The sequence below is a fragment of the Streptomyces sp. NPDC085900 genome, from assembly GCF_044540925.1.
GTDB lineage: Bacteria > Actinomycetota > Actinomycetes > Streptomycetales > Streptomycetaceae > Streptomyces > Streptomyces gilvifuscus.
Genome location: NZ_JBITSP010000012.1, coordinates 213,354 through 238,567, shown reverse-complemented (window position 1 = coordinate 238,567; position 25,214 = coordinate 213,354). Strand labels below are relative to the sequence as shown.

Annotated in this window: 19 protein-coding genes and 7 pseudogenes; 13 read left to right on the top strand and 13 right to left on the bottom strand. The window is 70.2% G+C overall.

What is annotated here, in order from left to right; all coding sequences use genetic code 11:
- The first annotated feature begins 253 nt into the window (after positions 1 to 253).
- Both ACIGDI_RS34440 and ACIGDI_RS34435 read left to right on the top strand, forming a co-directional pair.
- Entirely contained in the window at positions 254 to 2,056 is a 1,803-nt protein-coding gene (locus ACIGDI_RS34440; protein ID WP_399905079.1) for a DEDDh family exonuclease, read from the top strand.
- Positions 2,057 to 2,472: 416 nt separating this feature from the next.
- A complete protein-coding gene (locus ACIGDI_RS34435) occupies positions 2,473 to 3,411 on the top strand; it encodes a hypothetical protein (RefSeq protein WP_399905077.1) in 939 nt (312 codons plus the stop codon).
- A gap of 251 nt (positions 3,412 to 3,662) precedes the next feature.
- Here ACIGDI_RS34435 and ACIGDI_RS34430 read toward each other — a convergent pair whose 3' ends face one another.
- A complete protein-coding gene (locus tag ACIGDI_RS34430) occupies positions 3,663 to 4,103 on the bottom strand; it encodes a hypothetical protein (protein ID WP_399905074.1) in 441 nt (146 codons plus the stop codon).
- Positions 4,104 to 4,938: 835 nt separating this feature from the next.
- Between ACIGDI_RS34430 and ACIGDI_RS34425 the strand changes: the two genes are divergently transcribed.
- The 6 genes and pseudogenes from ACIGDI_RS34425 to ACIGDI_RS34400 all read left to right on the top strand — a co-directional run bounded on the left by ACIGDI_RS34425 (position 4,939) and on the right by ACIGDI_RS34400 (position 11,379).
- Entirely contained in the window at positions 4,939 to 5,112 is a 174-nt protein-coding gene (locus ACIGDI_RS34425; RefSeq protein WP_399905071.1) for a hypothetical protein, read from the top strand.
- A gap of 99 nt (positions 5,113 to 5,211) precedes the next feature.
- Positions 5,212 to 5,685: pseudogene (locus ACIGDI_RS34420) on the top strand (transposase); the annotation flags it as partial.
- Positions 5,682 to 5,870, top strand: a pseudogene (locus tag ACIGDI_RS34415) (integrase core domain-containing protein); the annotation flags it as partial. The pseudogenes ACIGDI_RS34420 and ACIGDI_RS34415, both read left to right, overlap by 4 nt.
- Positions 5,871 to 6,053: 183 nt before the next feature.
- Entirely contained in the window at positions 6,054 to 6,941 is an 888-nt protein-coding gene (locus tag ACIGDI_RS34410; RefSeq protein WP_399905069.1) for a hypothetical protein, read from the top strand.
- Complete coding sequence (locus ACIGDI_RS34405) at positions 6,938 to 9,154, top strand: bifunctional serine/threonine-protein kinase/ABC transporter substrate-binding protein (RefSeq protein ID WP_399905067.1); 2,217 nt, start codon at positions 6,938 to 6,940, stop codon at positions 9,152 to 9,154. The genes ACIGDI_RS34410 and ACIGDI_RS34405 overlap by 4 nt, the downstream gene beginning before the upstream one ends.
- Before the next feature lie 23 nt (positions 9,155 to 9,177).
- Positions 9,178 to 11,379, top strand: a complete 2,202-nt coding sequence (locus ACIGDI_RS34400) for an ABC transporter substrate-binding protein (RefSeq protein ID WP_399905064.1) — start codon at positions 9,178 to 9,180, stop codon at positions 11,377 to 11,379.
- Between the two features lie 181 nt (positions 11,380 to 11,560).
- On the opposite strand, the gene ACIGDI_RS34395 is transcribed toward ACIGDI_RS34400, so the two are convergent.
- From ACIGDI_RS34395 to ACIGDI_RS34380, 4 genes are all read right to left on the bottom strand, one after another.
- Complete coding sequence (locus ACIGDI_RS34395) at positions 11,561 to 11,839, bottom strand: hypothetical protein (RefSeq protein ID WP_399905062.1); 279 nt, start codon at positions 11,837 to 11,839, stop codon at positions 11,561 to 11,563.
- A gap of 81 nt (positions 11,840 to 11,920) precedes the next feature.
- Entirely contained in the window at positions 11,921 to 12,124 is a 204-nt protein-coding gene (locus ACIGDI_RS34390; protein WP_399905059.1) for a hypothetical protein, read from the bottom strand.
- 2 nt (positions 12,125 to 12,126) lie between these two features.
- Positions 12,127 to 13,260 carry a hypothetical protein gene (locus ACIGDI_RS34385; protein WP_399905056.1) on the bottom strand — a complete coding sequence of 378 codons (1,134 nt, stop codon included), beginning with the start codon at positions 13,258 to 13,260 and terminating at the stop codon, positions 12,127 to 12,129.
- Between the two features lie 121 nt (positions 13,261 to 13,381).
- Positions 13,382 to 14,662, bottom strand: coding sequence for an IS701 family transposase (locus ACIGDI_RS34380; protein ID WP_399905053.1), 1,281 nt, complete (start codon positions 14,660 to 14,662; stop codon positions 13,382 to 13,384).
- 60 nt (positions 14,663 to 14,722) lie between these two features.
- Here ACIGDI_RS34380 and ACIGDI_RS34375 point away from each other — a divergent pair.
- Positions 14,723 to 14,918, top strand: a pseudogene (locus tag ACIGDI_RS34375) (IS630 family transposase); the annotation flags it as partial.
- Between the two features lie 9 nt (positions 14,919 to 14,927).
- Positions 14,928 to 15,095 (top strand): annotated as a pseudogene (locus ACIGDI_RS34370) (methyltransferase); the annotation flags it as partial.
- 11 nt (positions 15,096 to 15,106) lie between these two features.
- Here ACIGDI_RS34370 and ACIGDI_RS34365 read toward each other — a convergent pair.
- From ACIGDI_RS34365 to ACIGDI_RS34340, 6 genes and pseudogenes are all read right to left on the bottom strand, one after another.
- Positions 15,107 to 15,892 carry a hypothetical protein gene (locus ACIGDI_RS34365; RefSeq protein WP_399905050.1) on the bottom strand — a complete coding sequence of 262 codons (786 nt, stop codon included), beginning with the start codon at positions 15,890 to 15,892 and terminating at the stop codon, positions 15,107 to 15,109.
- A 399-nt stretch (positions 15,893 to 16,291) separates the two neighbouring features.
- Entirely contained in the window at positions 16,292 to 17,815 is a 1,524-nt protein-coding gene (locus ACIGDI_RS34360) for a hypothetical protein (protein ID WP_399905048.1), read from the bottom strand.
- 331 nt (positions 17,816 to 18,146) lie between these two features.
- Positions 18,147 to 19,206, bottom strand: a pseudogene (locus tag ACIGDI_RS34355) (IS630 family transposase).
- A gap of 83 nt (positions 19,207 to 19,289) precedes the next feature.
- Complete coding sequence (locus ACIGDI_RS34350) at positions 19,290 to 19,919, bottom strand: hypothetical protein (protein ID WP_399905045.1); 630 nt, start codon at positions 19,917 to 19,919, stop codon at positions 19,290 to 19,292.
- A gap of 216 nt (positions 19,920 to 20,135) precedes the next feature.
- Positions 20,136 to 20,300, bottom strand: a complete 165-nt coding sequence (locus tag ACIGDI_RS34345; protein ID WP_399905043.1) for a hypothetical protein — start codon at positions 20,298 to 20,300, stop codon at positions 20,136 to 20,138.
- A 232-nt stretch (positions 20,301 to 20,532) separates the two neighbouring features.
- Positions 20,533 to 21,003, bottom strand: a pseudogene (locus ACIGDI_RS34340) (SDR family oxidoreductase); the annotation flags it as partial.
- Between the two features lie 94 nt (positions 21,004 to 21,097).
- Between ACIGDI_RS34340 and ACIGDI_RS34335 the strand changes: the two are divergent.
- On the top strand, positions 21,098 to 21,703 hold the full coding sequence (locus ACIGDI_RS34335) for a DUF1326 domain-containing protein (RefSeq protein WP_399905040.1): 606 nt from the start codon (positions 21,098 to 21,100) through the stop codon (positions 21,701 to 21,703).
- On the top strand, positions 21,704 to 22,471 hold the full coding sequence (locus ACIGDI_RS34330) for a DUF2182 domain-containing protein (RefSeq protein ID WP_399905037.1): 768 nt from the start codon (positions 21,704 to 21,706) through the stop codon (positions 22,469 to 22,471). It abuts the gene before it with no gap.
- A 235-nt stretch (positions 22,472 to 22,706) separates the two neighbouring features.
- Here ACIGDI_RS34330 and ACIGDI_RS34325 read toward each other — a convergent pair.
- Positions 22,707 to 22,913 (bottom strand): annotated as a pseudogene (locus ACIGDI_RS34325) (aldo/keto reductase); the annotation flags it as partial.
- 650 nt (positions 22,914 to 23,563) lie between these two features.
- On the opposite strand from ACIGDI_RS34325, the gene ACIGDI_RS34320 reads away from it, so the two are divergent.
- Complete coding sequence (locus tag ACIGDI_RS34320; RefSeq protein ID WP_399905034.1) at positions 23,564 to 24,235, top strand: HdeD family acid-resistance protein; 672 nt, start codon at positions 23,564 to 23,566, stop codon at positions 24,233 to 24,235.
- A gap of 256 nt (positions 24,236 to 24,491) precedes the next feature.
- Here ACIGDI_RS34320 and ACIGDI_RS34315 read toward each other — a convergent pair whose 3' ends face one another.
- Positions 24,492 to 25,178, bottom strand: coding sequence for a hypothetical protein (locus tag ACIGDI_RS34315; RefSeq protein WP_399905031.1), 687 nt, complete (start codon positions 25,176 to 25,178; stop codon positions 24,492 to 24,494).
- Positions 25,179 to 25,214 lie beyond the last annotated feature (36 nt).

Sequence of the window (25,214 nt, the reverse complement as noted above, 5' to 3'; positions counted from 1 at the left end):
GCAGGGCGGTGCCGGCTGCGGTGCGGTCCACCGGACCCACACAGCGCGCTACGCGCCCGGCCAGGGCACCGGCGCGGGCGCCGCAGACGTGGTCTTCGGCCTCTACCAGCCAGTCGTCACCTCCACCCTGGGGTCGACATGCCGATCTCACTCCGCTCGCCACGACACCGCCCGTTGCCGTCATCGCGGCAGCAAGCACACCAGGAGTGGCCGGAGTTGAGCGGACGGCAGTTGCCAGGCGATGCTGACGGTCATGAGCGCGATGCCTACCTGTGCTGATGGTCTTTCGAGTCTGCCGGGCGATCCAGCCTGGGCGGTGGTGGATGTGGAGACCTCGGGGCTGAGGCCCTATCAGCACCGGGTGCTGTCGGTGGCGGTGCTGACGCTGGACGTGTCGGGGCAGTTGACGGAGGAGTTTTCCACCCTGCTCGATCCGGGCTGCGACCCCGGCCCGGTCCACATCCATGGCCTGACCCCACAACGGCTGCGCGGTGCACCCACGTTCGAGCGGGTCGCCGACCGGATCGGCGCGCTGCTCACCGGCCGGATCCTGGTGGCGCACAACGCGCAGTTCGACTACGAGTTCCTGGCGCACGAGTTCGCCCGGGCCCGCTCCTGGCTGCCGGTCTCCCAGCGTTTGTGCACCGTGGCCCTCAACCGGCGGATCGGGCCGCCCACCGGCGATCTGAAACTGGCCTCACTGGCCTCCTTCTACGGCGTGCGGCAACGGCAGGCGCACGACGCCCTCGATGACGCCCGGGTGCTGGCCGGCGTGCTGCGCGGCTCCCTGGCCGCGGCCAGCGAACTGGGCCTTCAGCTGCCAGTGGTGGCGTGCCCGCCCAAGCAGGGCATCGGCTATCCGCCCCGTGTGCCCAAGACGCCGTGTGCTTTCCGCAATCCCGGGCCTCTCGCGCCAGGGGCGCCGTTGGTGCAGGGAATGAGGGTCGCTTTCACCGGGGACACGCACGCCGCCCGTGAGGAACTGGTGGCCCGTGCGGTGGCTGCGGGACTCAACGTGGTCGGCTCCGTCAGCCGACACACCAGCGTGCTGATCACCAATGACCGCGCCGGTGACACGGCCAAGGCCCGCGCCGCCCACAGCGCAGGCGTCCCCGTCATCACCGAGGCGGCCTTCCTCGCGCTGCTTGCCGACATCCGGCCCGGCAGCACCCACCCGGCAGCGGACACCGCCATCTCGGCCCCGCGCAGCAGCCGTCCGTCCGCCACGCCGGTGGCGGCCGGGGCGTTGGCCGGCCGGCGGATCCTGGTTCTGGGCGGCCCGCATGATGAGGCAGTCGCCGTGCGCTCCCGCGTGGTCGACCTGGGCGGCGCCGCAGCCGTGAACCTCTCGGCCAGTGTCACCGACGTCATCGTCCTGCCCGGAGGCGAACACGATCGCCGCATGCCCTGCATCACCGACCGCGGCCTGCCGGTTCACGCCGACGACTGGCTGGACACCCTGGACCTGGCCACAGTGTCCGGACCGGCCGGCGCTTCTGCGTCGTCGCCCAGGGCCGACACGCCGCGTGTCCTGCCCCGCGGCGGTGTCATCGACCTGCCCACCGAGCAAGAAGGCCCCCAGTGCTGGCGCGTGAGCGCGGCGTGGGCCCACCAGGCCAACAAGGAGGTGGACGTGGTCGCCTTCATCGTCGACGAAGACGAGCAGGTCTCCTGCGATGAGGACTTCGTCTTCTACGGCGCCCCACAAAGCCCCGGCAGCGTCGTCCAGTTGGTGACGGATGGCCCGAACGAGCAAGCCATCGTCGTCGAGTTGAGCGCGTTGCCCGCCGCCACGCACAAGGTCGTTGTCGCGGCCGCCCTGGACGGAGCCGGCACATTCGCAGATGTCGGACCCATTGAGATCATGGTGGTGCCTGCCTCCGGAGAACAGGCCTTGGCCCAGGCCACGCTGGATGCAGCCACCACGGAACGCAGCCTGGTGCTGGCCGAGATCTACCGCCGCGGCCCTCTCTGGCGGATCCGGGCCGTAGGCCAGGGCCATGACCACGACCTGGCGACCACCGCCCGCTCCTTCGGCGTCGACATCACGGACTGAGCCGTGCAGCTCGGCTATCACCGGGCCGAGCACGCCCTACTGCGCAGGCGAACCGGCCGCGACTTCCCCTCCTGAGGGTGGGGCTTGCGACGGCTGATTGGCGGCAGGGCCGCTTGTGCCCCGGGAATGGGCCATATGCCCGCGGGCGCAGTGCACGACGGAGTACCGCGGCTCGCGACGCCGTGTGTCGCCGCGGAATGGAAGACGGTCGGGGCGGCCGGATTGGTTTGAGCCCTTTGCCTGGGCCGCGGTCCTGGGATGTGAGGCGAAGTCCGGGGCCCGCAGGTTCGAGAAGGCCGGATCACCTCTCCCGCCCAACTCAACGCTACAGGCTGCCGACGTGTCAGTGGTGCCGATTAGCCTTGCCGTGCTGAGAACGCTCAGGATCACGGGGAGAGTTACTCGAGATGCACACTGTGGGTGCGACGGACCGGTGGATCTACACGCAGGGTGATTTCACGTCACGCGCGACGCTGCATGAGCGCTACGGCGGCTCACGGATATCGGGTATTGCCCTTGCGGGCAGGAGCAGCCATATCTTTCTGTTCGACGCCGGCTTCGTGCCCGGCGGCGGATGGCGGGAGGACGGCTTCTACTACTATCCCGGGGCCACCCGTCTCGACACGGGGGGCTGGGAGTCCTGCCCCGGGAACAAGGCGATTGAGAGAGCGTGGACCAGCGGCCGGCGACTCCAGCTCCTGCAAGCACCGCGCCGTCGGACGGATCGGATGTGGAGGTTCGTCGACTCCTTCATGCTCGACGGCATCGCCGGAGAAGTGACGGCTGAAGGTCCCCGCGGAGCCCCGGTGCAGTATCCCCTCTTCCGGCTGCGCAGCATCGACAGCGTCACGCACCAGCCGGGCCAGCTCCTGCCGCCTGGCGATCCCCACCGGATCGATGTGCGCCGCGTAGAGCGGTGCGATCTGCTGTGCCGCGACGTCCGGGAACGCTCCTTGGCCGGTGAACGCCCCGAAACCCGGTTGTCGAAGGCTTTCGAGCGCTACATAATCAGCCAGGGCTACGCGGTCCATCGGCTCGCGATCCGGCATACGGCCGACTGCGCTCCGATGTTCACCGACACCTGGATCGCCCACCTCAATCTGCTCATCGAGGCCAAGGCGGGCCGCAACACCACCGACGACGTCCGCATGGCCATCGGGCAGCTCGCCCACTACACCCGCCACACGCCAGGCGTCCTGCGCAAGGCCATTCTCCTGCCCGCAAAGCCCGAGCGAGAGCTCCTGGAACTCGCCCGGGACATGGGCGCGGACACCGTCTGGCCGGATGCGAACGGATGGTACACCACCGGTTCATGGAGCAACGCGGCTGGCCTGACGCGACACGAGCCGGCCTGAGGGCGTGTCCGCTGACCGGCAACGCCACTGCGCCGCGGCCGCATGCCGCGAGGTCGGCTCCTTACCCAGGGCGGGAGGGAGGGCCCTGGCTGCTGCTGTGGGCTCGCGGCGGCTCTTGTGCGAGATAGTCCGCGCTGCGGCGCTGCCAGGTGGGCATCACGGGGTGCGTGGGTGCGCACGCGGGGCAGTGCGGGTCGCGGGCCAGGGGTTGGTGGCGTTGATGCCGGCTGTGGGCTTGAGGAACTGGAAGGTCATGTTGTTGTGCTGGGGGCTGCGGCTCGCAGCGGCTGGTACAGGTGGGCTTTGACGGTTTCGGCTGCGAGACGGAGGTGAAGCCCACCGCGAACTGGGCCAGCTGGGAGCTGGCCTGCCGGCCAAGTGAGTTCAGGAGCCGGGTTCCCCATCTCGCCGCAGCCCAGCCACCGCCGGTCATCGGCCTCCGCGACACCCGCCTCGGCCGCCAGGGCCCGCACGGCCGCCGTGCCGCCGGCCCGGGTGCGCTCGCGCAGTTCGTCACCACCGGTGACGGCTTCGGGCGGGTTGTAGCAGCGCAGACAGGCGCTGATGCCGGGCGGCCCGACACGCAGGGCTTCCGCGTGCAGATCCAGGGTGCTCGCGGAGAGCATCTTGGGCGCGTACCGGGTCTGCAGTTCGGCGCGGGCACGGTTGGTGTCGACGGCGGAGACCAGCAAGCGGGGGGTGATGCCGAGTCCCCCGAAGCGGGCGTGGTGCGGGTCCCACTGCTGGACACACGGTTGATGGCTCCTGGTCTTCGAGGGGGGGAAGACCAGGAGCCACATGCCATGACAGCACGGCCACTCTGCCCGGCTGCCCAGCTTTCTTCCGGCGAGAGCTGGGATCCCGGTGCTGCTCGGTGATGGCCGTCGCCTGTTCGACGTCTTGCCGTCGCAGATCGAGTTGGAGATCATCCGGGTGATCGACACGCCGGAGGCCACCCACATCCGCTACCGCGTCCGTCGCTGAGCCGGTCGACCAGCACTTCTTGGTTGTGGTGGGTCGAGGTGCGTTGTCGCATCGGGGCACGGTCAAATCCTGATGCCCGAGCAATGCACCCTCATGCCGTGATCCAGCTTCTACACCTTGCGTCCAACCGTGATGCACAGCGTGGCCAACTGGCGCGCTCAGTCACACGTCGGCGTACGGCGGTTCGCCGGGAATCTCCACACCTCTACTCGGGATCACCAACCGGCGAGGGTCGCGTTTCAGCAGGTCAGCGCATTCCGTCGGGTGGCCACAACCAGTGCAGGGCGGCGGCTCACAGGGGGGCAGGCGTATAGGGAAGGCCCCGGCTGGACGGGGGTGACCAGCCGAGGCCGTATGTGGTGGCGTGCGGAGGGCGGTCGCCTCTCGGCGGGATGCTCCATGGGGCTTCAGCCGAACGATCGTCCCCAGGGGCCGGAGGTAAGGCCCGGGGACACTGTCCCCTCCGCAGCCACGTATGAATGAACGGTCAACCACCCTGGACTGTTTCCGACTTGTCACTCCTGCCGAGGTGAGCTTGGGCACATGTACTGGAACGCCAGGAAAACCGGCGACGCATCCAACGGCCGCTGCCGCGCCGTGGACGTGGCGCGGGTTTCCGGATCGGCCTGTTTTATCAAGCGCGGCGTGCACAGCGAAGAGCGAGTCTGCGAACGAGCCGCCGCCCTTGGTCCGCCCGTCGCGGAGATTTCAACCTGACCCCCGTCGCCCCGAACTTCCTCTCCCGCTCCGCTACTGACCTTGCTGGCGTGATGTCGCGGGGCTGACAAGCGACGGCTTTGGCGGTAGGCCGGTCGTATGAGGTATCCGCAAGGGGGCGGGCTGACCGCGGAGCGACGGGCGTTTCGCCAGCACATCCGGATGCAGGCGGCCGAGCTATTCGCCCGGGGAGATGACAACCGGGCGGTCGCCAAGCAGTTACGTGTCAGCGTGCGGTCGGTACAACGATGGCGTCAGGCGTGGAAGCACGGCGGGACATCCGGCCTGGAGTCGAAGGGGCCCGCATCCAGGCCCAAGCTGAGCGAGGCACTGTTCGCGGTGCTCGAGCAGGAGTTGGTCAAGGGTCCGGTGGCGCACGGCTGGCCGGACCAGGCCTGGACGCTGGCACGGATCAAGACGCTGATCGGGCGCCGGTTCCACAAGAGCATGACGCTCTCAGCCATCGCGCAGATGCTCCACCGGCACGGCTTCAGCCACCAGGTCCCCGCTCGCCCCGCAGTGGAGCGCAACGAGGAAGCCGTCACCGGCTGGGTGAAGGAGACCTGGCCAAGGTCGAACGCTTCAACCGCACCCTGCTCGACGAGTGGGCCTACCTGCGGCCCTACACCGGTAACGGTGAACGCACCGAAGCCCTGTCAGACTTCTTGCACACCTACAACCACCACCGCTGCCACACCGCACTCGGTGGCCACCCACCGATCAGCCGCGTGAACAACGCTTCAGGTCAATACACCTAGTGTCTGCTGGAGCTCGCCCGGCACAGCCACAGCGTCGTTCACCTTGACGTACGACATGCACAAGGCCGCTGTGGCATCGGGTATGTGCCAACTCCGTTCCAGGCAGCTCCAGTTGGTGTCGGCATGTGCCTTGGTGGGTCACACTGCCTCCAAGGGGAACAGCCATACGGACGGGGAGCTGGGATGGCGGAGTGGAGACCGGTCCTGGCCGTGGCGGCGGGGACGCTGCTGCTGGCGGGATGCACGCCTGGGGCGGACGGGAACGCATCGGCCGGCGGGACGCCGAAAGTGGCGCGGAACACGGGCGCCGAGGCCGGTCCGGGGCCCTCCTCCTCGGCTTCCGCCCCCGCCACCGACGAGCCCTACACGGTGGCCGAGGGCCGGGCACCCCGGACCCGCGCTGAGGCGATCGCCTTCGTGCGCGGGATCACCGTACGGCCGGACTACTTCGGCACCGGGTTCCGCAAGGACGTGCCGTACGAGAGCGATCCCGCCGAGTGGGCCGTGCTCGGACAGGACTGCGTGTGGCACCGCCGGCCGCTGCCCGCCACCGCACTGGCCAGTCTCACCAGGAGGTTCGTCCTCCCCGCGCACGGCGGCAAGGGGCCGGTGCACGTGGCGTTGACCATCACCGTGCACAGGGACACCGTCTCGGCACGCCGTGACATGGCTGTGTCCCTGGAGGAGGCGCTGCGCTGTCCGCAGCAGCAGTTGAGCGACACGGAACGGGTGCGCGGCCTGTACTCACGCGCCGATCCCTTCTCCGAGGCGCGCAACTCCATCGCCGACGACGACCTGACGGAGAGCGGGGAGTACCTCGTGGACGGCGAGAAAGGGGCCCTTCCCTTCGACTGGTACAAGTTACGGCTCGGTCCGGTCACGGTGGCCGCCACGGACCGTGTCGGCGCGGGCCGCGGCAAGGACGAGAACACCGAGGTCTCCGGGAACGTGGGGCAGGGGGTGGGCCTGACCGCCGCCGGGATCGACCGCCGGTACGGGAACCACGCGGGCGCGACGGCGGGCGCGGGCGCCTCCACGGCGGCCGGCGTCGGTACGGAGGGCACGCGATGAGCGAACCGCTGAGGCCCTCCGACCCCTCCCGCATCGCCGGGTTCCGGCTGCTGCGACGGCTCGGCGCGGGCGGTATGGGCGTGGTCTACCTGGGCCGCGACGAGGCCGGGACGCTCGCCGCGGTCAAGGTGATCCGGGGCGGGAGCGCCGGGGACCCCGCCTTCCGGGCCCGCTTCGCGCGGGAGGCCGAGTTGGCTCAGCGGGTGGAGAGCCCCTGGGTGGTGCCGGTACTCGGCGCGGACGCCGAGGCGGACGAGCCCTGGCTCGCGACCGCGTTCGTCCCCGGGCCCTCGCTCGTCGAGGCGGTCGGCGCGCACGGCCCCCTGCCGTCGTCCGCCGCGGGGACCCTGGGCCGGTTGCTGGCCGAGGCCCTCGCGGGCCTGCACGCGGCCGGACTCGTCCACCGGGACGTCAAACCGGGCAACGTGCTGCTGGCCCTGGACGGGCCGCGGCTGATCGACTTCGGTGTCGCCCGCGCCGAGGACGACACGGCCCTGACCGCCTCCGGCCTGGTGGTCGGCACCCCCGGTTTCCTCGCCCCAGAGCAGGCCCGCGGCGAACCGGCCGGCCCCCCGAGCGACGTCTTCGCGCTGGGCGGTGTCCTGACCTACGCGCTGACCGGCCGCCTGCCCTTCGGCACCGGCGAGCCGGAGGCCATGCTCTACCGCACCGTCCACGACGAACCCGTCCTCGACGGGATAGAGGACGGACCGCGTGCCCTCGTGGCCCGCTGCCTGGCCAAGGACCCGACGGTGAGACCGACCGCCGAGGAACTGCGGCGCCTGCTCGCCGGGCCCGAGGACGGGTCGGACGGGGGCGGCTGGCTTCCCGACGCGGTCGCCCGCATGATCGCCGTACGCTCCGCCGAAGGGCTCGCGTTGCCCGAGATCGAGCCGACGGCCCTCGACGAGTCCGGCGCAACCCGCCCGGAGACGGACGGCGGCCCCGAGGACGCCGCTCGCCGTCCGGGACGCCGTCGGCTGCTGCTGGCCGGCGGGGCCCTGGTGCTGGCCGCGGGCGGCGGGACGGCCGCCGCACTGCTCGCCACCCGCGACGACGGGAGGAAGACCCCGACCGCCACTCGTCCCGTCTACGTCCTGGGCGTGCACAGCACGGCGGGCGCCTCCGCGGCCCTCTTCAGTCGGCCTTGCGAGCGCGCTGCCCGGCTCGCGGTCGCCCAGCACAACGCCGCCGCCGGCCGCGCCTACGACCTGGAGGTGCGGGTCCTACGCGACGGCGGCGACGCGGCGAGCGCCCAGCAGGTCGCCGGACGTTTCACCGCGGACCGCCCTGTGGTCGCCGTGTTCGGGCCGGTCGGCGAGATTCCGATGCGGACGGCGTCGGCCGTCTACGGACAGGCCGGACTGACCAACGTCTCCAGCACCACGGGCCAGCAGGACTACTTCGTCACCTCGCCCACGTCGACCTTCCAGACCGGTACTCCGCACACCGTGCTCGGCGGCCTGATCGGGTTGCACGCCCTGCTGACCAAGCAGCCGGGCCGGATCGGCGTGGTCCTCGACCGGTCCGGCGGCACCGCCGTCCAGGACCAGGGCAGCCTGCTGGTCAGCCAGTGGCGGGACACCCTCGGCGGCGCGGTCGTGCCCAGGGTCGTGGCGGAGGACACAGGCGACGGCCCGGCGACGGTGCGTTCACTGCTCACGTCCGACGTCAGCGCCTTCGCCTATCTGGGCCCGCTGGACGCCACGGTCCGCGCGTCCCGGGACCTGGCCGCGGCCGGTTTCCGGGGCCCGCGCTGGATGCAGCACCTGCTGTACGGCTCGGACTTCCCGCGCCTGGCGGGCGCCGCGGGCGAGGGCTGGTACGTGGTCGACTCCTCCGTGGACGCCTCCGCACTGACGTCGACGAGGGCACGCGACTTCACCGCCGCCTGGCGCAGGCGCTACGGCGCCGTGCCGGAGCCGCACGCCGCCGAGGCGTACGACACGGTACGGATGCTGCTCACCGAGTTCGCCCGCACGGTGCCGGCCGCGGCGGGCCGGCACCCGGTGCGGGCCGAACTCGGCGAGCGGCTGGCGAAGGCCAGGTACCGGGGCATCGCGAAGACCTACGCCTTCGGTGACTACCACCAGTACCAGGCAGGTTCGGACGGCTGGGAGGAGAGCACCTTCGTGCACGTGGTCCACGACGGGCGCTTCCGGCAGGTGGGCTCGATCGGGGATCTGCACCGCGCGAGCAAGGCCCAGGGCTGAGGCGGAATCGGAGGGCGCACGGCATGGAACGGCTCCTGTCCTCCGATCCGTCCGTTATCGGCGGGTACCGGCTGGTGGGCAGACTCGGCGCGGGCGGCATGGGCGTGGTCTACCTGGCGCGCTCCCCGCTCGGGACCTGGTGCGCGCTGAAGTCGATCCGCTCCGAGCACGCCGACGACCCCGGCTTCCGGGCCCGCTTCCGGCGGGAGGCGGAACTCGCGGCGCGACTGACGGGTCGCTGGACCGTGCCCGTCGTCGCGGCCGACGCCGAGGCCCGCTCCCCGTGGCTGGCCACCGCCTACGTGCCCGGTCCCTCCCTCGCGGAGGCGGTCGCCCGGCACGGACCCTGGCCCGAGGCGGAGCTGTTCTCGCTGGGCGCCGCGCTGGCGGAGGCCCTCGAAGGGGTGCACGCCTGCGGACTGGTCCACCGTGACGTGAAACCGGGGAACATCCTGCTCGCCGCCGACGGGCCGCGGCTGATCGACTTCGGGATCGCCCGTGCGGTCGGGGCGACCGCGCTCACCGCGGACGGGTCCGTCATCGGCTCTCCCGGCTACCTCTCGCCGGAGCAGGCACGCGGGCGCACCGTCGGCCCGCCGAGCGACGTGTTCTCCCTGGGCTGTGTCCTCGCGCACGCGGCCACCGGCCGGCCTTTGTTCGGCTCCGGCGGGGCCGCGGGCGTGCTGTACCGGACCGTGCACGAGGAACCCGACCTGGATGGCCTGCCCGACGGACTCGCCGGGATCGTACGGCCCTGTCTGTCCAAGGACCCGGAACAGCGGCCGGACATCGCCGAACTCCGCAACAGGCTGGGACCGTTCGACGAGCGGGTCTGGCTGCCGGAGGGGCTGCCCGCGCTGGTCGCCGCCAGGGCCGCGCGGGTCCTCGACCTGCCGGTGCCGGACGCCACCGTCGCCGACGGCCCTCCCGCGCATGCCGAGGGGCCGGACGCCGAGGGGCCGGAAGCAAAGAGGTCCGACGCGAGGAGGTCCGACGCCGGGACGCGGGGCGACGCGACGGGCTCTGCCTCGGGGGCACCCACCACCCGTCGGCGTCTGCTGGCCGCCTCGGGCGCGGTCCTCGGCGTCTCGGCGGCCGGCGCGGGCACCTGGTGGTGGCGGTGGGGCCGCCCCGCCTCCTCCGCTCCGGCCGGTTCCGCTCGGCGTCCCCGGCGGGTGGTAGCCCTGCTGGGAGACCGGTCCGACCCCGCGTTCACGGCCCACGAGCGCGGCGCCCGCCTCGCCGTCGACCAGCACAACCAGGACCCCTCCCGGCCCTTCACCCTCGCCCTGCGCACGGCCGACGACGGCGGCACCGCCCGGAGATCCGCCGCCACCGCCACCGCGCTGGCCGCCGACCCGGACGTGACCGTGGTGATCGGCGCCGGAACGAACGCCACCGTGCCGGCGGCCGTCCCCGTGTGCACCCGGGGCCAGGTGACTCTGCTGGTCACCCGCGCCGACACCGACGAGTTGGACGGCGTCAACGAGACCACCACGCTGCTGCTGCGCTCCACGAGAACCGCCGGGCCACCCGCGATCCTGCGCTACCTGAACCGGGTGGCGAGACCTTCCCGCACGGTGGTCGTCCACGACCGGACCGATGGCGCGGACACACTGCCGACGGTCCGGATCGTCACCGTCTACGGGAAGCTCGCCGGCGACATCACGCTCGAGGAGGTCCCCGCCGGCCGGAACTTCACCGCGACCGCCCGGCGCATCGCCGCCCGCCCCGACGACGCGGTCCTCTTCGCGGGCGTACGCCCCGACCGCGCCGCCGCCTGTGCCCGCGCGCTGCGGGAGGCGGGGCACCGGGGTACGCGGGTGGCCGCCGAGCATGTGCTCGGCGACCGGTTCCTCGCGGCGGCCGAGGGCTGGCGGGTGGGCACGGCGTACACGGACGCCGCCGTCGATCCGCGCACCGCGACGTTCGCCGCCGCCCACCGCGACCGCTACGGCGCCGCCCCCGCTCCCTGGGCGGCCGAGGCCTACGACGCCGTACGCTTCGCCGTCCGTGGCCTGACCGCCGCAGGTGACGAGGCCCGCGCCGCCCTGCGCTCCGAACTCCTGCGCCGCCCCTGGCAGGGCATCACCCGCAGCGTCCGCTACGATCCGGACTCCCAGTTCTTCGAGGCGGCCGAGGACAGCGGCGAGTTCCTCTACGAGGTGACAGGCGGCGCCGCCCGCTTCGTCGCCCGCGCCAACGACCTCGGCGGTACGGCCTGAACCGGGTCCGGGGAAGCCGGCCGGTGGACCGGGCACGGACGGCCGACCCGCCGGTACCGGTCGGCGGGTCAGCCGTCGGTCTTCTCCCACACCGACATGTGCTGCCGACTTCGTATTCGGCGCAAGTGGCTTCGTCGTCCCATGAGTAGATGCCGGGCCGAGCCTCGGCGATACCTTCGGGTCATTCACCGAACCATCCCGGACCGAAGATCGTGTCAAGAGCATGGCCCAGCGCCTGCTGGGGGATGCCGGTGAAGTCGATCGTCACCCGGCCGTGGTCGTCGAAGCACACGGTGCCGGCGGCTTCGCCCGCCCGTTCCACCCGCATGCGTGAATCACAGCAGCCGGTGGGAGGCGGCATGCGCTCCAGCCCGGGAAAGGCCGAAACCAGCGCGGCGTCCTGTTGCGCGCTCCACGCACGTTGCCAGTCGTCCGGGGCGGCACTCAGGGGCTGCGACATGAGGCTCTCCGATCTGCTGCGCAGAGCAGGGAGAAGGCGCGTCCCGGTGGGTTCCCTGGCCACCGGGACGCGGTCATACGATCAGTCCGTCACCGCGAGGGGACGCCGGGCCGGGCAGTGCAGAAGGTGGGCGAAGGCACGCTCCGGGGTCCGGGGCAGCCGAAGGCCCGTGGGGGCGATGAACGTGCACGCCGTGCACAGCCACTTCACCGGAACCCGCAGCTGGGACACCTGCCGCGGCGGGCGGGAGGCGGCATCGGCCGGCCAGTCGAGCTGGGAGCCCATCCTCACGCTTCCTGAGCCTCTGCGGCGCGTTCCGCCACCCGCGCGACGCCAGCAAAGGACCCAGTCCACGACGGCAGAGCCCAACGGGTCAGCTGGCCGGAATCCGCGTTGTAGGTGAGCCAGGTTCCGTCACCAAGGGGCCGTGCCGGTCCTTCTGGGGGACACGGATAGCCCACCTGCCCCAATACCTCCAAGGTGGCGGAGTCAAGCAGCCAGTGACGGCCTTCACCGTGCTCCTCGTCGGCCTCGGTGGTCGAGGCTATGACTGCCGTTGAGTCGATGTGCCCGCAGTAGTAGTCCCAGTACGCGGCGTCTTCATTCTCGTAGTCCTCGTACGCGTCTCCGGGCTGGAGCGGGGGGATGGTGGAATCGTCGACGGTTGCCAATGCCGTTCCCGAAGGGAAAGCATGGACGGAGAGGTCCCCGCAGTTGTGGTCCAGGGTCAGGAACCTGCCACCCGAGGGGTGGACGTCGACGAGGATGCGGTCGTCGTCGTTCATGTCCCAGCTGTGCAGGTTGCCCTTCTCCCATCGCGCCCAGTAGAGCATCGACCCGTCCTGACCCATGCCGATGCTCAGTCCCACGTGCTCCCCGTCCGGGTGGGCGATGTGTACGGAGCCGACTGCGGCGCTGTCCAGAGGAGTCTTGGCCACAACCCTGCCGGTGATGGCATCGAGTACCACCCACTCCTCGTACTCGAAGCCACGGACATGCCCCCAGACGAGAGTCCCGTCATCCGAGACCCGGACCGATCCGGATTCCAGACCGGCACAGACGTGGTCGGCGACCGTGTGATCGTGCTCCCGATATCCCCAGCACTCATGTCCGTACTCCCAGCGGACACCTCCATCCGGCTCCACGGCACAGATCGCGCGCTGGCCGCTGAACACCGCGAAGCTCAGATCAGGACTCACTGAGTCCACGCCGCGCCGCCAACCCGGCCAGGGCGAGCGAAAGCTGATCTGCGGCGCCGTAACTCCGTTGAAGAGGCTCTCCAGGTCATGGACCGCCAACATGCCCTCGTCGCGTATGAGGGCGCGCCTGTGGACGCCTCGTTCCTCCAAAGGATGGCCAGTGATCAGCAGTCCTCCGTGCCGGAAGTCGACAGAGGCGACGGGCTGGGCGAAGACGCGCACAGTGCCCTCCTTGTGTCTCGCTACCTAGTAGGACTCCGTTAGGTCTGTCTTGATCTTGGCGTCGTGTGTGTCCTGCTGGGCAGGGGCTGATGGCAGGTGGTGCAGATGCCGGCCCAGCACCTCAGGACATTCTGGAGGGTGTCGAGGACCTGGTAGAGAGTGAGCCCGGTGCGAGCACTTTTGGGGCCAGGCGCTGTTCGGTGAGGAAGGCATGGGCGGCGGTCACGAGGGTGACGTGGTGGTGCCAGCCTGCCCAGGAGCGGCCCTCGAAGTGGTCCAGGCCCAAACCGTGCTTGAGTTCGCGATAGTCGTGCTCGATGCGCCAGCGAACCTTGGCCAGACGGACCAGGTCAGCGATCGGGGTGTCGGCCGGCAGGTTGGACAGCCGGTAATCGGTCGGTGCCTCGGCATCGGCGGGCCACTCGATCAGCAGCCAGCAGTCGGGCAGGACCCCGTCCCACCAGCCCTGTTCGGCCGAGGCAGCGGCCTTGATCGGACGCTCGACGGCCTTGCCGGCCGGGCGGACGCGCAGGGCGGCGAAGCGGGAGCGTAACTCGCCGCGCGAGCCGTGCCGCCAGGTGACAGAGGTGAGCGCCGTGGCACCGAGGCCAGCGGCCAGGGCTGCCACCGAGGGCGCGAGATCCCGGTAGCGGGGCTGGGGCCAGCAGCCGACGGGCCCGTTGCGGGCCGGAGCGACGGGCTCAGCGTCGAAGGGGTGTGCGACGACATCGGCGCGGACGGCCAGCATGTAGGCAAGGCCACGCTCGGCCAGTGCGGCCCGCAGACGGGCGTTGGTTCCGTAGGCAGCATCGGCCACTATGACCGGCGGCGTCATGCTCCAGTCGGCGAGAGTGTCGAGCATGTCGAGGGCCAAGCGCCACTTCTCGCGGTGCGTGGCCTCCGGTGGGACGCGGGTTTTCGCCCGGCGGTCGGTGTCCGATGCCCACTCTTTGGGCAGATACAGGCGCCATTGCAGCGGGCAGGAGGCCGTATCGGTGGCGGCGTGGACGCTGACCGCGACCTGGCAGTTGGCGCGCTTGCCCAGAGCCCCGCAGTACTGCGGGGCCACGGCGACCGACATCATCCCGTCCTTGGGAACCGACACGTCGTCGATCACCCACGCTGCCGGGTCGATGAGAGGCAGCATCCGTTCGCAGATGCGCCGCTGCACCGGCACCGGATTCCACGTGGACTGGTTCACGAACTGCTGCAAGTTCTGTTCGTTGCCGTCCGGCAGCCGCAAGGCCATGGCCTGGATGGACTTGCGGCGGCCGTCCAGCATCAGTCCCCGCAGATAGCAGTCGCTCTTGGCGCGCTGGTCCTTCCGCGGCACCGAGGCAAATACGTCTGCCACGAAGAACGCCAACTTCGCCCGTACACGCTTCACTTCATGTGCGTCCACACGCTCAACATGCTCCTGAACAGGCCCGACAGGAAGACCTAACGGAGTCCTACTAGTGCCCTGACCAGATACGTTCACCGGGTTGACGGTTCCCGCGGTTGGATCGGCCCCGAGGCGTCACCGTGCCTGCTCGCCCGCCGCGTCGTCACGTTCCAGCCCATCAACACCTGGAAGGGGTCACCCGGACCGCAACGCCAAGCTCGACCGCTTCGAGTACGTCCTGGCGCGCTTCCCCGACCGCGTCTTCGCGTTCGACGCGTTGTGCGTACGGCAGCGCCAGGTCGCCGACAACCGCAGCACCTCGCCGGACGTGGTGGGCAGCCGGGCAGGGATCGAACTGATCGGCAGCCACGCGAGGTTGACCGGCACGGCGCTGCAGACGGTGGGCAGCAAGGGCCACGACGGCTTCGCGCCGCCGCGCCTGCTGGCGTAGCCCCCGGCCGCTCAGCTCTTCGGGGTGAGGTCGATGGCGGGGTAGGACGGCGTGGACAGCCCGAAGCCGGACGACGGGTAGCCGGACGGTGCGGCGGATGCCGTGGGGATGCCGTTGCCGTCGCAGAGCTGGGGCGCGGACGGCGCGAACACGTGGTAATCGACCACGCGCTTGGTCGGGAACGTGACGTCGTCTCCGACGATCGTGTTGCCCGTGCTGATCTTGGTCGGCAGTTCGCGGTTCTTGAGCGGTGCGCCGACGTAGATCGCCTCCAGGAAGCCGTCGCAGGGGCTGGCCTTGGCCGAGGCGAAGCCCTTCGGCGGCTTCACGTCGTGGACCTTGCGGCCGTCGATGTGCAGTTCGGTGCGCTTGAGGGGCTGCAGGGCGTAGTCGTAGTTCACCTCCCTCGAAAGCGGGTCGGCGGCCGAAGTGGCGCTGGACGGCCGGTAGTTGACGCGCCAGTACTGGACCTGGACGGTCACCCGGTCGCACAGGGGCCCGTCGAAGCCGGACATGGACTTGGGGAACCGGACCTCTCCCGGGCCCAGGGCGGGCGTGCCGACCTGCCCCCAGTCGACCCAGTCCACCGCCTTCGCCGTACTCCACTTCGCGTTCGGATGGCAGCCGGCCGCGTTCGTGGGGTAGATGTCCGACGGTTTTACCGTACGGGTGGGCGAGGCCGTCGAAGGGGTGGTGGCCGGGGCCGCCGCGGTCGTCGTCGCGGAGGGGCTGGAAGCGGCGTGGTCACCGCCCCCGCCGGAACAGCCGGCGGCCGCCAGCCCCGCCGCAACGATCATGGCCGCACGAACCCGTCTGTGCGCAGTGGTCATCCCGCTTCCCCCCGTCCACCCGATGGACAATCATGCTCCCAGGTGAAGTTGCCCGTCGGCCATGACGGAAGACTCACGTTTCGCGGGGTTCGAAGCGGGCGGCGGGTCCTCACAGAGCGTTTTCTTCCGATGTTTCGTCCCGAGGTGCGGTTTTGATGAGGCATTGGAGCCCTCGCCGGATCGGGGTGGATTCTCTGGTGAGTCGGCGGGCCATCAGGGCGATCATCGCACGGTAGATCATGGCGGCAGAGCGGGCCGGGAAGGCTTCGTAGCCGCAGGCCAGGCGGCGGTGGTACAAACCACCGTCGGCTCTCCGTAGAAGACGGGCCATGCACCCTGCACTGGTTCAGACACCCGGACGACGTGTCAGTTCCCACCGCGGGACCGGCGGGAGAGCGCCAGGGCCATACCACCAGCCAGCAGCAGCGCGCCGGCCGCCCAGGCGATCCGGCCGCCGCCGAATCCGGTGTCGGCCAGCGGTCCGGATCCTGCGGAAGGGCCGCCCGAAACGGAGCCGGAGCCGCCGGCCGTGCCGCTGCCCGCGGAGCCGCCCTGCGCCAGCCGCAGGGTCAGCGCCGCGCTGTCGTTGGAGGCGTCGGGGTCGAGCCCCGGCATGATCTCCAGCGTGCGGACCTGGCCCGTGGAGACAGCCGGAGTACGGGGGCCGATGGCGACGGTGAACGACAGGACGTGTCTGTCCCCCGGGGCGGGTTCGCCGAAGTCGCACTGGTAGGAGGACCGGCCCATCCGGGGGCCGGGGTCCGACCCGTCGTCCGTGGGCGGCGGCTGGCAGTTGTCCGGGATCTTCGTGGCCTTCGTGCCCGGCGGCAGCTTGACGAGGACCGGGAGGGAGGCGTAGTCGTCTTGGACGAACTGCACCACCGCCGGCCCCCGGTCGATCACCGTGGCGTGCAGCGTGGCGTGACCGCCGCGCCGCCCGGTGACGGTGTCCCCGGTGACGGCGAAGTCGGCGTGGTTGACGCTGTTGACGTAGGTGGTGAAATACGGGGTGGTGTTCCCGTCGGACGGCATCGCGCCACTCGGGACCAGGCTCAGCGGGGTCCCGGGGCCGTTGGCCGGGGCGGCGCTGGTCAGCGGGGTGAATTCGTAGAAGATCTTGTCGCGCCAGGCCTCGTCGCCGACCTTGACGTGCAGCGGCGACGACAACGCGTACTGCCGGCCGGGCTCCACCGGGGTGGGCAAGTCGCACAGGGTCGAGCGCACGATGTGCCCCCCGCGGCCGCTCGCGGACACGTCGCGGCAGTTGGCCCAGGAGCCCTGGAGGTGCAGTCCGGCGGTGGTGTCGATCCGCAGCTGCACCCCCTTGGCCGCGGGGAGTTGACCGTTGTTCCACACGTGGAGCGGATAGGTCAGCGTGTCGCCCGGCACCTGGTCCAGCTGGTCGGCGGACGCGCTCACCTTCAGCTGCGTCTTGCCGTTGGTCAGGGTGAGGTGGTCGCCGGTGACGGTGGCGTCCGACGCCGTGCCGGAGACGGTCACGGTGCCGCTGCTGCCGATGGCCGCACCGGGCTTCGGCACCAGCGTGATGGGGTGGAAGTCCGAGGTGGCGGACGCCAGGTCCAGCGTGCAGAGGTTGCCGTTGCAGTGCTGCGACGGTGCCGGCTCGGCGAAGTCGGCCACTTTGGACAGGTCGACGGTCAGGTGGACGTGGTGTGCCGTGCCCCCGCCGGCCACCTTCCACCGGTAGACCACGTTCACAGCGGCCGGCTCCGTTCCGATGAAGACCTCGTGCTCGGTGAACCGGACCGTCATCTCTCGTGCGGCGTCCGCCGTGTCGGCACGGGCCGGACCCGTGCCGAACACCCACGCCACCAGCGCCACCGCGCCCGCCGCCGTCGCGACCGCCCGTACCCGTGATCGTCTTGCCATCCGACCGAAACCCTCCCCGCGCACCGGGAGGGTCCCGGCCCGCCGTGCTTGACAGGTGTGACCCGCGAGGTGCGGAAATGGTTGCGGCCGGCCGGGCTCAGGTGTCCGCGCTGCCGGGCACGAAGTGACGTGGTCCAGGAGACCGGACACGGGTGATCACATGACGCACCGGGAGTACCCCCGGCAGCGGGTCACTCAGGGTGAGCACGACTGGGTGATGGCCTGGACGTCCGAGAGGACCTTTCACATTGCGTGTGGGCCAGGCAACCTGCGCTCTCGATGTCCCGTACCTGGGCGTCCGAAGACGTCGCGGGAGTGCTCTGACCGGATCTCACGCCGCGAGCGCGGGTCTGCCGCCCCAGCGGATGCCTTCTCGCTGCGGATCCGTGCGCGCTCCCGGTGCTGGGCGGCCAACACGTCGGGGTGGCGGGCCTTGGCGTTACGCCAGCGCAGGTAGGCGTGCAGGGCCCGGGGCTGCACCGTGTGGTTGGCGTGGTGGGAGTTGGCAATGGTGAACTGCCGCAGCGGTCCGAAGTGCGCCTCGATCGGGTTGGCCCACGAGACGTAGGCCGACGTGAAGCACAACTTGACCTTGCTCTTCTGCGCCCAGCGGCGTATGTCTGCGCCCTTGTGGGCGGACAAGTTATCCATGATCACGTAGATGGGTGCGCCGTCGGGCCGGGCGGCGCGGATCGACTTCAGCGCGGCCAGGGTGTTCGCGGCGCCTTTCCTGCGGTGGTTGACGCCCCACAGGCGGTCGTCGCCGATCGAGTAGCAGCCGTGGAGGTAGCGCACTCCGGGTGTGCGGTGGTGGGTGGCCGGCAACCGGTCCGGGCGTTGCTGCTTGGCCCAGCCCGAGCCTGCAGCGGGCCGGATCCCGAGCGGGTCGACTTCGTCGAAGGCGAAGACCCGGTCCGGGAAGCGGTCCTGCACCTCTTCGATGCGGCCCAGCTTCGCCTCGCGTTCGGGGTCGGGGGACTCCTTCCACGTCTTGGTGCGCTGGAAAGTGATGCCGCGTCGAGCGAGCAGGCAGCGTAATGCTTCGCGGCCGATGCGGATCACCCGTCCGTGGACCTTCCGCAGGTAGGCGGCCGGCTTGCGCAGTGACCAGCGGGTGAAGGGCTGGTCCAGTTTGGCCGGGCGCATGGTGGCCGTCGCCCCGAACAAGTCCTGGTCGTCAGGGCTGAGTCGGCGGGGACGGCCTCCCGCCCATTGAGGGTTCAGGTAGGCCAAGCCGATCTCGTTGAACCGGTGGATCACATCTCGGACAGTGTCCTCGTCGGCTTGGAGCAGCTGGGCGATCACCGGAACCCGGTTCCCGCCGGCCGAGGCGAGCAGCATCATCGTCTCTCTTGGTCGGTCAGTCTGCGCACACGGACGGGCTCAGCCACCGCGCCTCCAGTGATCGGAACGGGCGTCACCGCACCTCCAACCGCCACGACCACCAACCCGGCGAACCTACGCGGTCACAGCCCTAGAAGGGGGGTAGCCAGTCGCCCCATTGTGTGGTGTGGCCAGGCGGGGGCCAGACTGTGGATTCACCAGGAAGTGGCCACATACGGCCCACCCACTCACACTCCGGTATGCAGCCTTCCCAGTCATCGGTGCACCGAGCGGCCCAGGCACGGCCCACCATGACGGGCCGGGTCACCAGGCCGCCAGCGACCTCCTGCACCCGCACCACCAGACCAAGCTCGTTGACGCCGGGGTTCGCCCGCGGACCGTAAGACACCTGCACCACCTCACATCGGTGAGCGTGCAGGAGGAAGTCTTCGAAGTCGGCGGGCGGGCAGGCGGTCAACTCTCGTCCCCAGAGCGTCACCTGCGGGCCCCGGGCCGCGTCAACGGCAACGCAGAACAACTGGCCATCGATGAAGTAGGCGTAGACGGCCGGTTCGGCAGGTCCAATGCCGAACTCCACGCCCACGGTCTCCGAATATGGGCTGGCCTGGAACCGGCGCAGCTCGATCATGCCCGGAAGCGCTGCGGTGACCTCGGTGATGCACATGCCGAAACACAGCGGCCCGACACCTTCCAGGGGCATCAGCTCCCAGTCCCACCGCGCCGACTCCTTCGCGGCACCACGAAGGTCTGCGCCCGCCATGTCCCCACCCATCCCGCCCGAGCACCGAGCCGCCCTGGCTCCGGGCGCTCAGCATCCCCCGGCATCACCTCAAGCTCAAGATCGGTAACGGTCGGAGGTCGCCGAGATAGGCCTGACGGATGGGACTTCGCCCGGAGCGCGAGCACGTCGCAGGCGGGTGTGGCACCGTGGAGACAGGCTGGCTCCGCCACCTCCCCCGTGGTGCCGGAGCCAGCCTCACTGCGTCTCGGACAGCTCCGCCTCACCCCGCCGGGAGAGCACCTGCCGGAGATCGGTGTACAGGCGTATCCGTACGCAGGGCTGTCCGGGTCCCGCGTCGTACGCTCGGCCGTCGCCGTCGCCGTCGCCGTCGCCGTCGCCGTCGCCGTCGCCGTCGCCCATGTCCGGGCGATGGTGTCCTGGAAGGCCATCGCGGTCGCGTCGTCGGCGCCGGGACGTCGATGACGGGTAGCCCGGGTTCGGAATACGAATCCGCTCAACTTCGCACCACAACAGACGAGTTGAGGCACCGGCAAGGCATGGGTCGGGCCGGGATCTGCTTCGAAGGGGGCACCGTTCTTCCCCGCCGCTGAACTCCGGCGGCCGGGGGCTGGTAAGGCCTCGGTCGCGGTCGTCAGCCCCGTGCCGTGGGGCGCACGATCAGTTCGTTGACGTCGACGTTCGCCGGCTGGTGGATGGCGAAGGCGATGGCCTCAGCGATGGCAGGGGCGGGGATCGCCAGTCGCTCGGCCGCTGCGCGGGCGGCGCCCTGGGCTTCCGCCGTGCCACCGCGGTCCGTCAGCTCGCTCTGTGTGAAACCGGGGCTGACGACGGTGACACGGATGTCCCTGCTCTGGGGCCGCAGCCCCTCGGACAGCGCCGTCACGGCGAACTTGGTGACGCTGTACACGGCGGCGGTCGGATCCACCCGGTGCCCCGACACCGACTACACGTTGACGATGTGCCCGCCCGCCTGTCGCCTCATCGGAGGCAGCACTGCGGCGATCCCGTAGAGCACACCGCGCAGGTTGACGTCGATCATCTGCTCCCACTCGGCAATACGCAGGGATTCCATCTGTGACAGCGGCACCACCCCGGCGTTGTTGCCTTGATCGCCAGAACCCTCAGCTGGGGGTGGCGAGGATCGGAGAACGATCGGAGAATGTTGAGAGAGGTGTGCCTTCTGGAAGGAGCTTCCGATGGCATGGAAAATTGAAGGGACGTATTTCGAGAACTGCAATTGCGATATGGTCTGCCCCTGCTCCACCTCCGGCCTTTCCGCCCCGGCGGACCATGACCGCTGTCATGTGGTGCTGGCATTCCACGTCGGATCCGGTCAGGTTGACGACGTCGATGTGAGCGGACTGACGATCGCCGTGGTGGGCGATGCCCCGCAGCTGATGAGCGAGGGCGGTTGGCGGACGGGCTTGTTCGTGGACGCCGCTGCTTCGCCCGAACAGGCTGAAGCGCTGGGAGCGGTGTTCTCCGGTCAGCGTGGCGGACCGATGGAGGGCCTGGCCCCGCTGATCGGCGAGATGCTCGGAATGGAAAGCGCCCGGATCGAATACACCGATGACGGCCGGAGCCACCGGGTGAAGATCGGAGACGGCATCGACATCGCCGTCGAGGACTTCGTCTCGCCCTTGGATTCGACCGGAAAGGGCGTGAGGGTCAGCGGAATAGGCTTTCCGGCGGACACCCTGGCGGCGGGAACCGCGACCAGGTCGCGGGTGAACGCCTTTGGGCTCACCTGGGACAACGAGGGGAAGAACGCATTCTCGGCGCCGTTCGCCTGGTCGGGCTGAGTGTCGACCTCATCGGCCCCACGGGCCACCGCCCCCGCCGCCTGGGCCGGGCTGCTGGCGGCGGCGGCACTCGCATGGGTGCTGACTGTCCGCAGCTCGTCCGGCATGTCGGCGGGACCGGGCACCATGGGCCGGGACCTGTGGGAGTTCCTCGCCCTGTGGGCACTGATGATGGCGGCGATGATGCTTCCGGCGGTCGCGCCCGTCGTCTCCCTGTATCTGCGTACGCTGCGCGCCCGCTCGAACGGCTGGACGCGCGGCTTTCGCAGTGCAAGCCTGGTCGCCGGCTATCTGCTTGCCTGGCAGGCCTTCGGCCTCGCGGCTTTCGCCGCGGCCTGGGCGGGCGGCGAACTCGCGGTCCGGGCGCCGCACGTCGCCCCCTGGATCGGCGCCGTCGTGCTGGCCGCCGCCGGTCTGTACCAGGTGACTCCGCTGAAGGACCGCTGTCTGCGCCACTGCCGCTCCCCGCTCGGCTTCCTGGTTCACTTCGGCGGCTACTCCGGCCGCTGGCGTGACCTGCGGGTCGGCCTCTACCACGGTGGCTATTGCGTCGGCTGCTGCTGGGGCCTGATGATCGTGTTGGTCGCGGTCGGCGTGATGAACCTCGCCTGGATGGCCGGGGTCGCCGCCGCCGTGTTCCTGGAGAAGACCTGGCGCCACGGCAAGGCACTCAGTGTCTTGATCGGCCTCGGCCTGATCGTCTATGCCTGCTTCGTGCCCTGGTACCCGGACCTGGCCCCCGGCCTGCATATGGCCCAGATGTCCTAGCGTAGGGCGATAACCTCGATCATCCATGGGTCCCCGTCAGCTCGCTGGCGTTGGTGTCTGGAGGGGAACCGCGTTCGATGTGCCCGTCGTGGTGCCATGGCGCCGTCCGGGAGGCGATAACGAGGGCATGCCCGATCTCTCCGCACCGAGCGCCTTCGAGATGCTGCGCGAACAGTACGCATGTCAGCTGCCGGCGCGCTTGGGTTGGCCGGGCCGACGAGTGCCGCCGCGCCGGTCAGGAACGGCGGGGGTGCCGCTCCTCATTCGCGGTGGGTACATCGCCCCTGATGAGGCCCTGCGCCCGCAGTTCGTCCCAGAGCCCGTCGGGAACGCGCCGGGCGTGCAGTTCGACGTTGCGCCTGACCTGTTCCGCGGTGCGCATGCCCAGGGTGACGTTGACGACGGCACGGTGCGTGCGGGGGAAGGCGATGGCGGCGGCCGGACCGTTGCGGCGACGATCGCACCGACGGGCGGCCGCAGCAGTATGCACGGTGCAGATGAGTCGGCGAGGGAGCTGGTGCAGCGCGCCTCGCAGCAGCTGACGGAGCTGGTGCGAGGCGAGATGCAGCTGGCCTTCAACGGGCCACCGTGGGGATGACCCGACCTGGAGCCGGTTCGACGGGGGCGCGAGGGGATGGCCGCCCTCGGCCGGCCGCGATTGGTCTGGTGGTTGATGGCGCCGAGGGTGCCGACTGCAGCGCCGATGAGGGACAGCGCCACCTTGTTGGGTACGGCGCGTCCAGCCGATAGAAAACGGCAGGCCAGGCGCATGCCCCATGGAGCGTTTCTTGGAAGACCAGTCGGCATTCTGGCGAGCAGTGCGGCCTTTCACGATGACCGAGGATTCCTTGAGGACGGTGTGCGCTCACCTGTCGGTCGCGCCGACCATGTACACATCCGCATGGCTGGCGACTGCACCCGTGGCGGCTCGTCGGTGCACCATGGGAAAGCAGGGACAGCTTCTCATCAGACGGCATCAAAGGCTCTGTTCCGGTGAGTCAGGGCCGAACGGCCCCGGGCGACGCCCGGCCGGACAGAGTGACGATGGCATTGCCGTGGCCCCAAATACGTCATGCGCGAGGAGGTAAAACTATGACATCCACCCCAGAAACCTCAGGCACCGCGCCCCCGCCGGCTGGCGGGCCGACGGACGCCGTCAGCGAACGATTGGGTCTGCTTGCCAACCTCGGCTGGCAAATCCTGCTCACCATGGGCTTGGCGGCCATCGCCCTGGGCGTGGTGTTCCTTGTCTGGCCCGGAGAGACACTCCGCGTCGTCGGTGTGCTCTTCGGCGTCTACCTGCTGCTGATCGGTGTCTTTCAGCTGGCAGCCGCCTTCGGCACTCACATCCCCGGGTACCTTCGAGCCCTGCATTTCCTCGGTGGTGCGCTCTGTCTCCTGCTCGGACTGATCTGCTTCAGGGGCAGCCTGGAGTCGATTCTGCTGCTGGCCCTGTGGATCGGGTTCGGCTGGCTGCTGCGGGGGATCATGGTGACGGCGACCGCAGCGTCCGCCGAAGCGATGCCGGCGCGCGGTTGGATGCTGTTCTCCGGAATCATCGGCATGCTGGCCGGTATGGCCCTCATCGTCGCGCCGTTCGCTTCGATCGCCGCTCTCACCCTGACCGTGGGCGTCGTGGCCATTGTGCTCGGTGTGGTGGAAGTGTTCCACGCCATCAGGGTGCGCATGGAGGTCGGCCACGTCGCTGCCTCGGCGGCCGGACGGCCGTCTTCCTTCCGCTCTCAACCCCACCCTCAGCACTGACGGCGGCTATCGGGACCGCACGTCGACGCCGCCGCAGGGGCCGCTGCGTGCGCGCTGTACGGAAGCGGATGTCGGGCTTGGTGAACGACGCAAAGATGACGTTCTTCGGCCGCCGGGTGCCGTGCAGCGACGTCGCCACCACGGTGACACGAGGTAGCCGCCACCATCGATGGAAGATGGAAGACTGCCTGCGGTGAGGGAAGCGCACGCATGAATGCCCCCGCGCGGAGGGCGCGGGGGCGGCCGAAGAGGCTGATCAGAGCGCGTCCACGGCGATCACTTTCCAGCCGTCGGAGGTACGGCTCATCGTCATCCGCACCCGGTTCAGGTCCAGGCGCGAGCCCGAGACCTGGGTGCTCTGCGTGACCTGGTTGACGAAGAGCAGCACGGTGACCCTGTCCGCTGCCGCCGAGACGACGGAGGCCGCGGTGACCGACGCCTTCACCACCCCGTGGTACTTCTTCGCCGTCGGCCCGACCACACTCGCCGTCGTCTTCCCGTACTCGTCCCGGAAGTGCCCGGTCAGCCGATCACGCCCCCGGGTGAAGTCGCGGTCCAGATGCCGGTAGTCGTACGACAGCACGACCGGCGCCGCCTTGCGCGCGGCCGTCAGAGCCTGCGCCCGGGCGCTCTCGGCCCGCCGCTCCTGCCCGTACCTCCAGCCGAGCGCCGAGACCGCGACCAGGCCCATGACCAGGAGGGCGCCGAGCACCACGGTGAGCAGCCACCGCCGGGAGGGGCGGGCCGGCGCCTCGTCCGTCAGATCCTCGGGTGACGGCTCCGGCGGGTCCTCCCAGCCGTCCGCGGCGGGCGGGTCGATCGTCAGGGTGCGCCCGGTGAGGGGTTCCTCGGGCTGTCTCGGGTCCTCGATCCGCCGGGTGCGCTTGGCCGCCGCACGGGCGGCCGCGTTCATCGCGCGGCTGCGGGCTGTCGGGTTCGCCATCGTCATACTCCTCACTGGTGGTGCGACCGGTGGTGC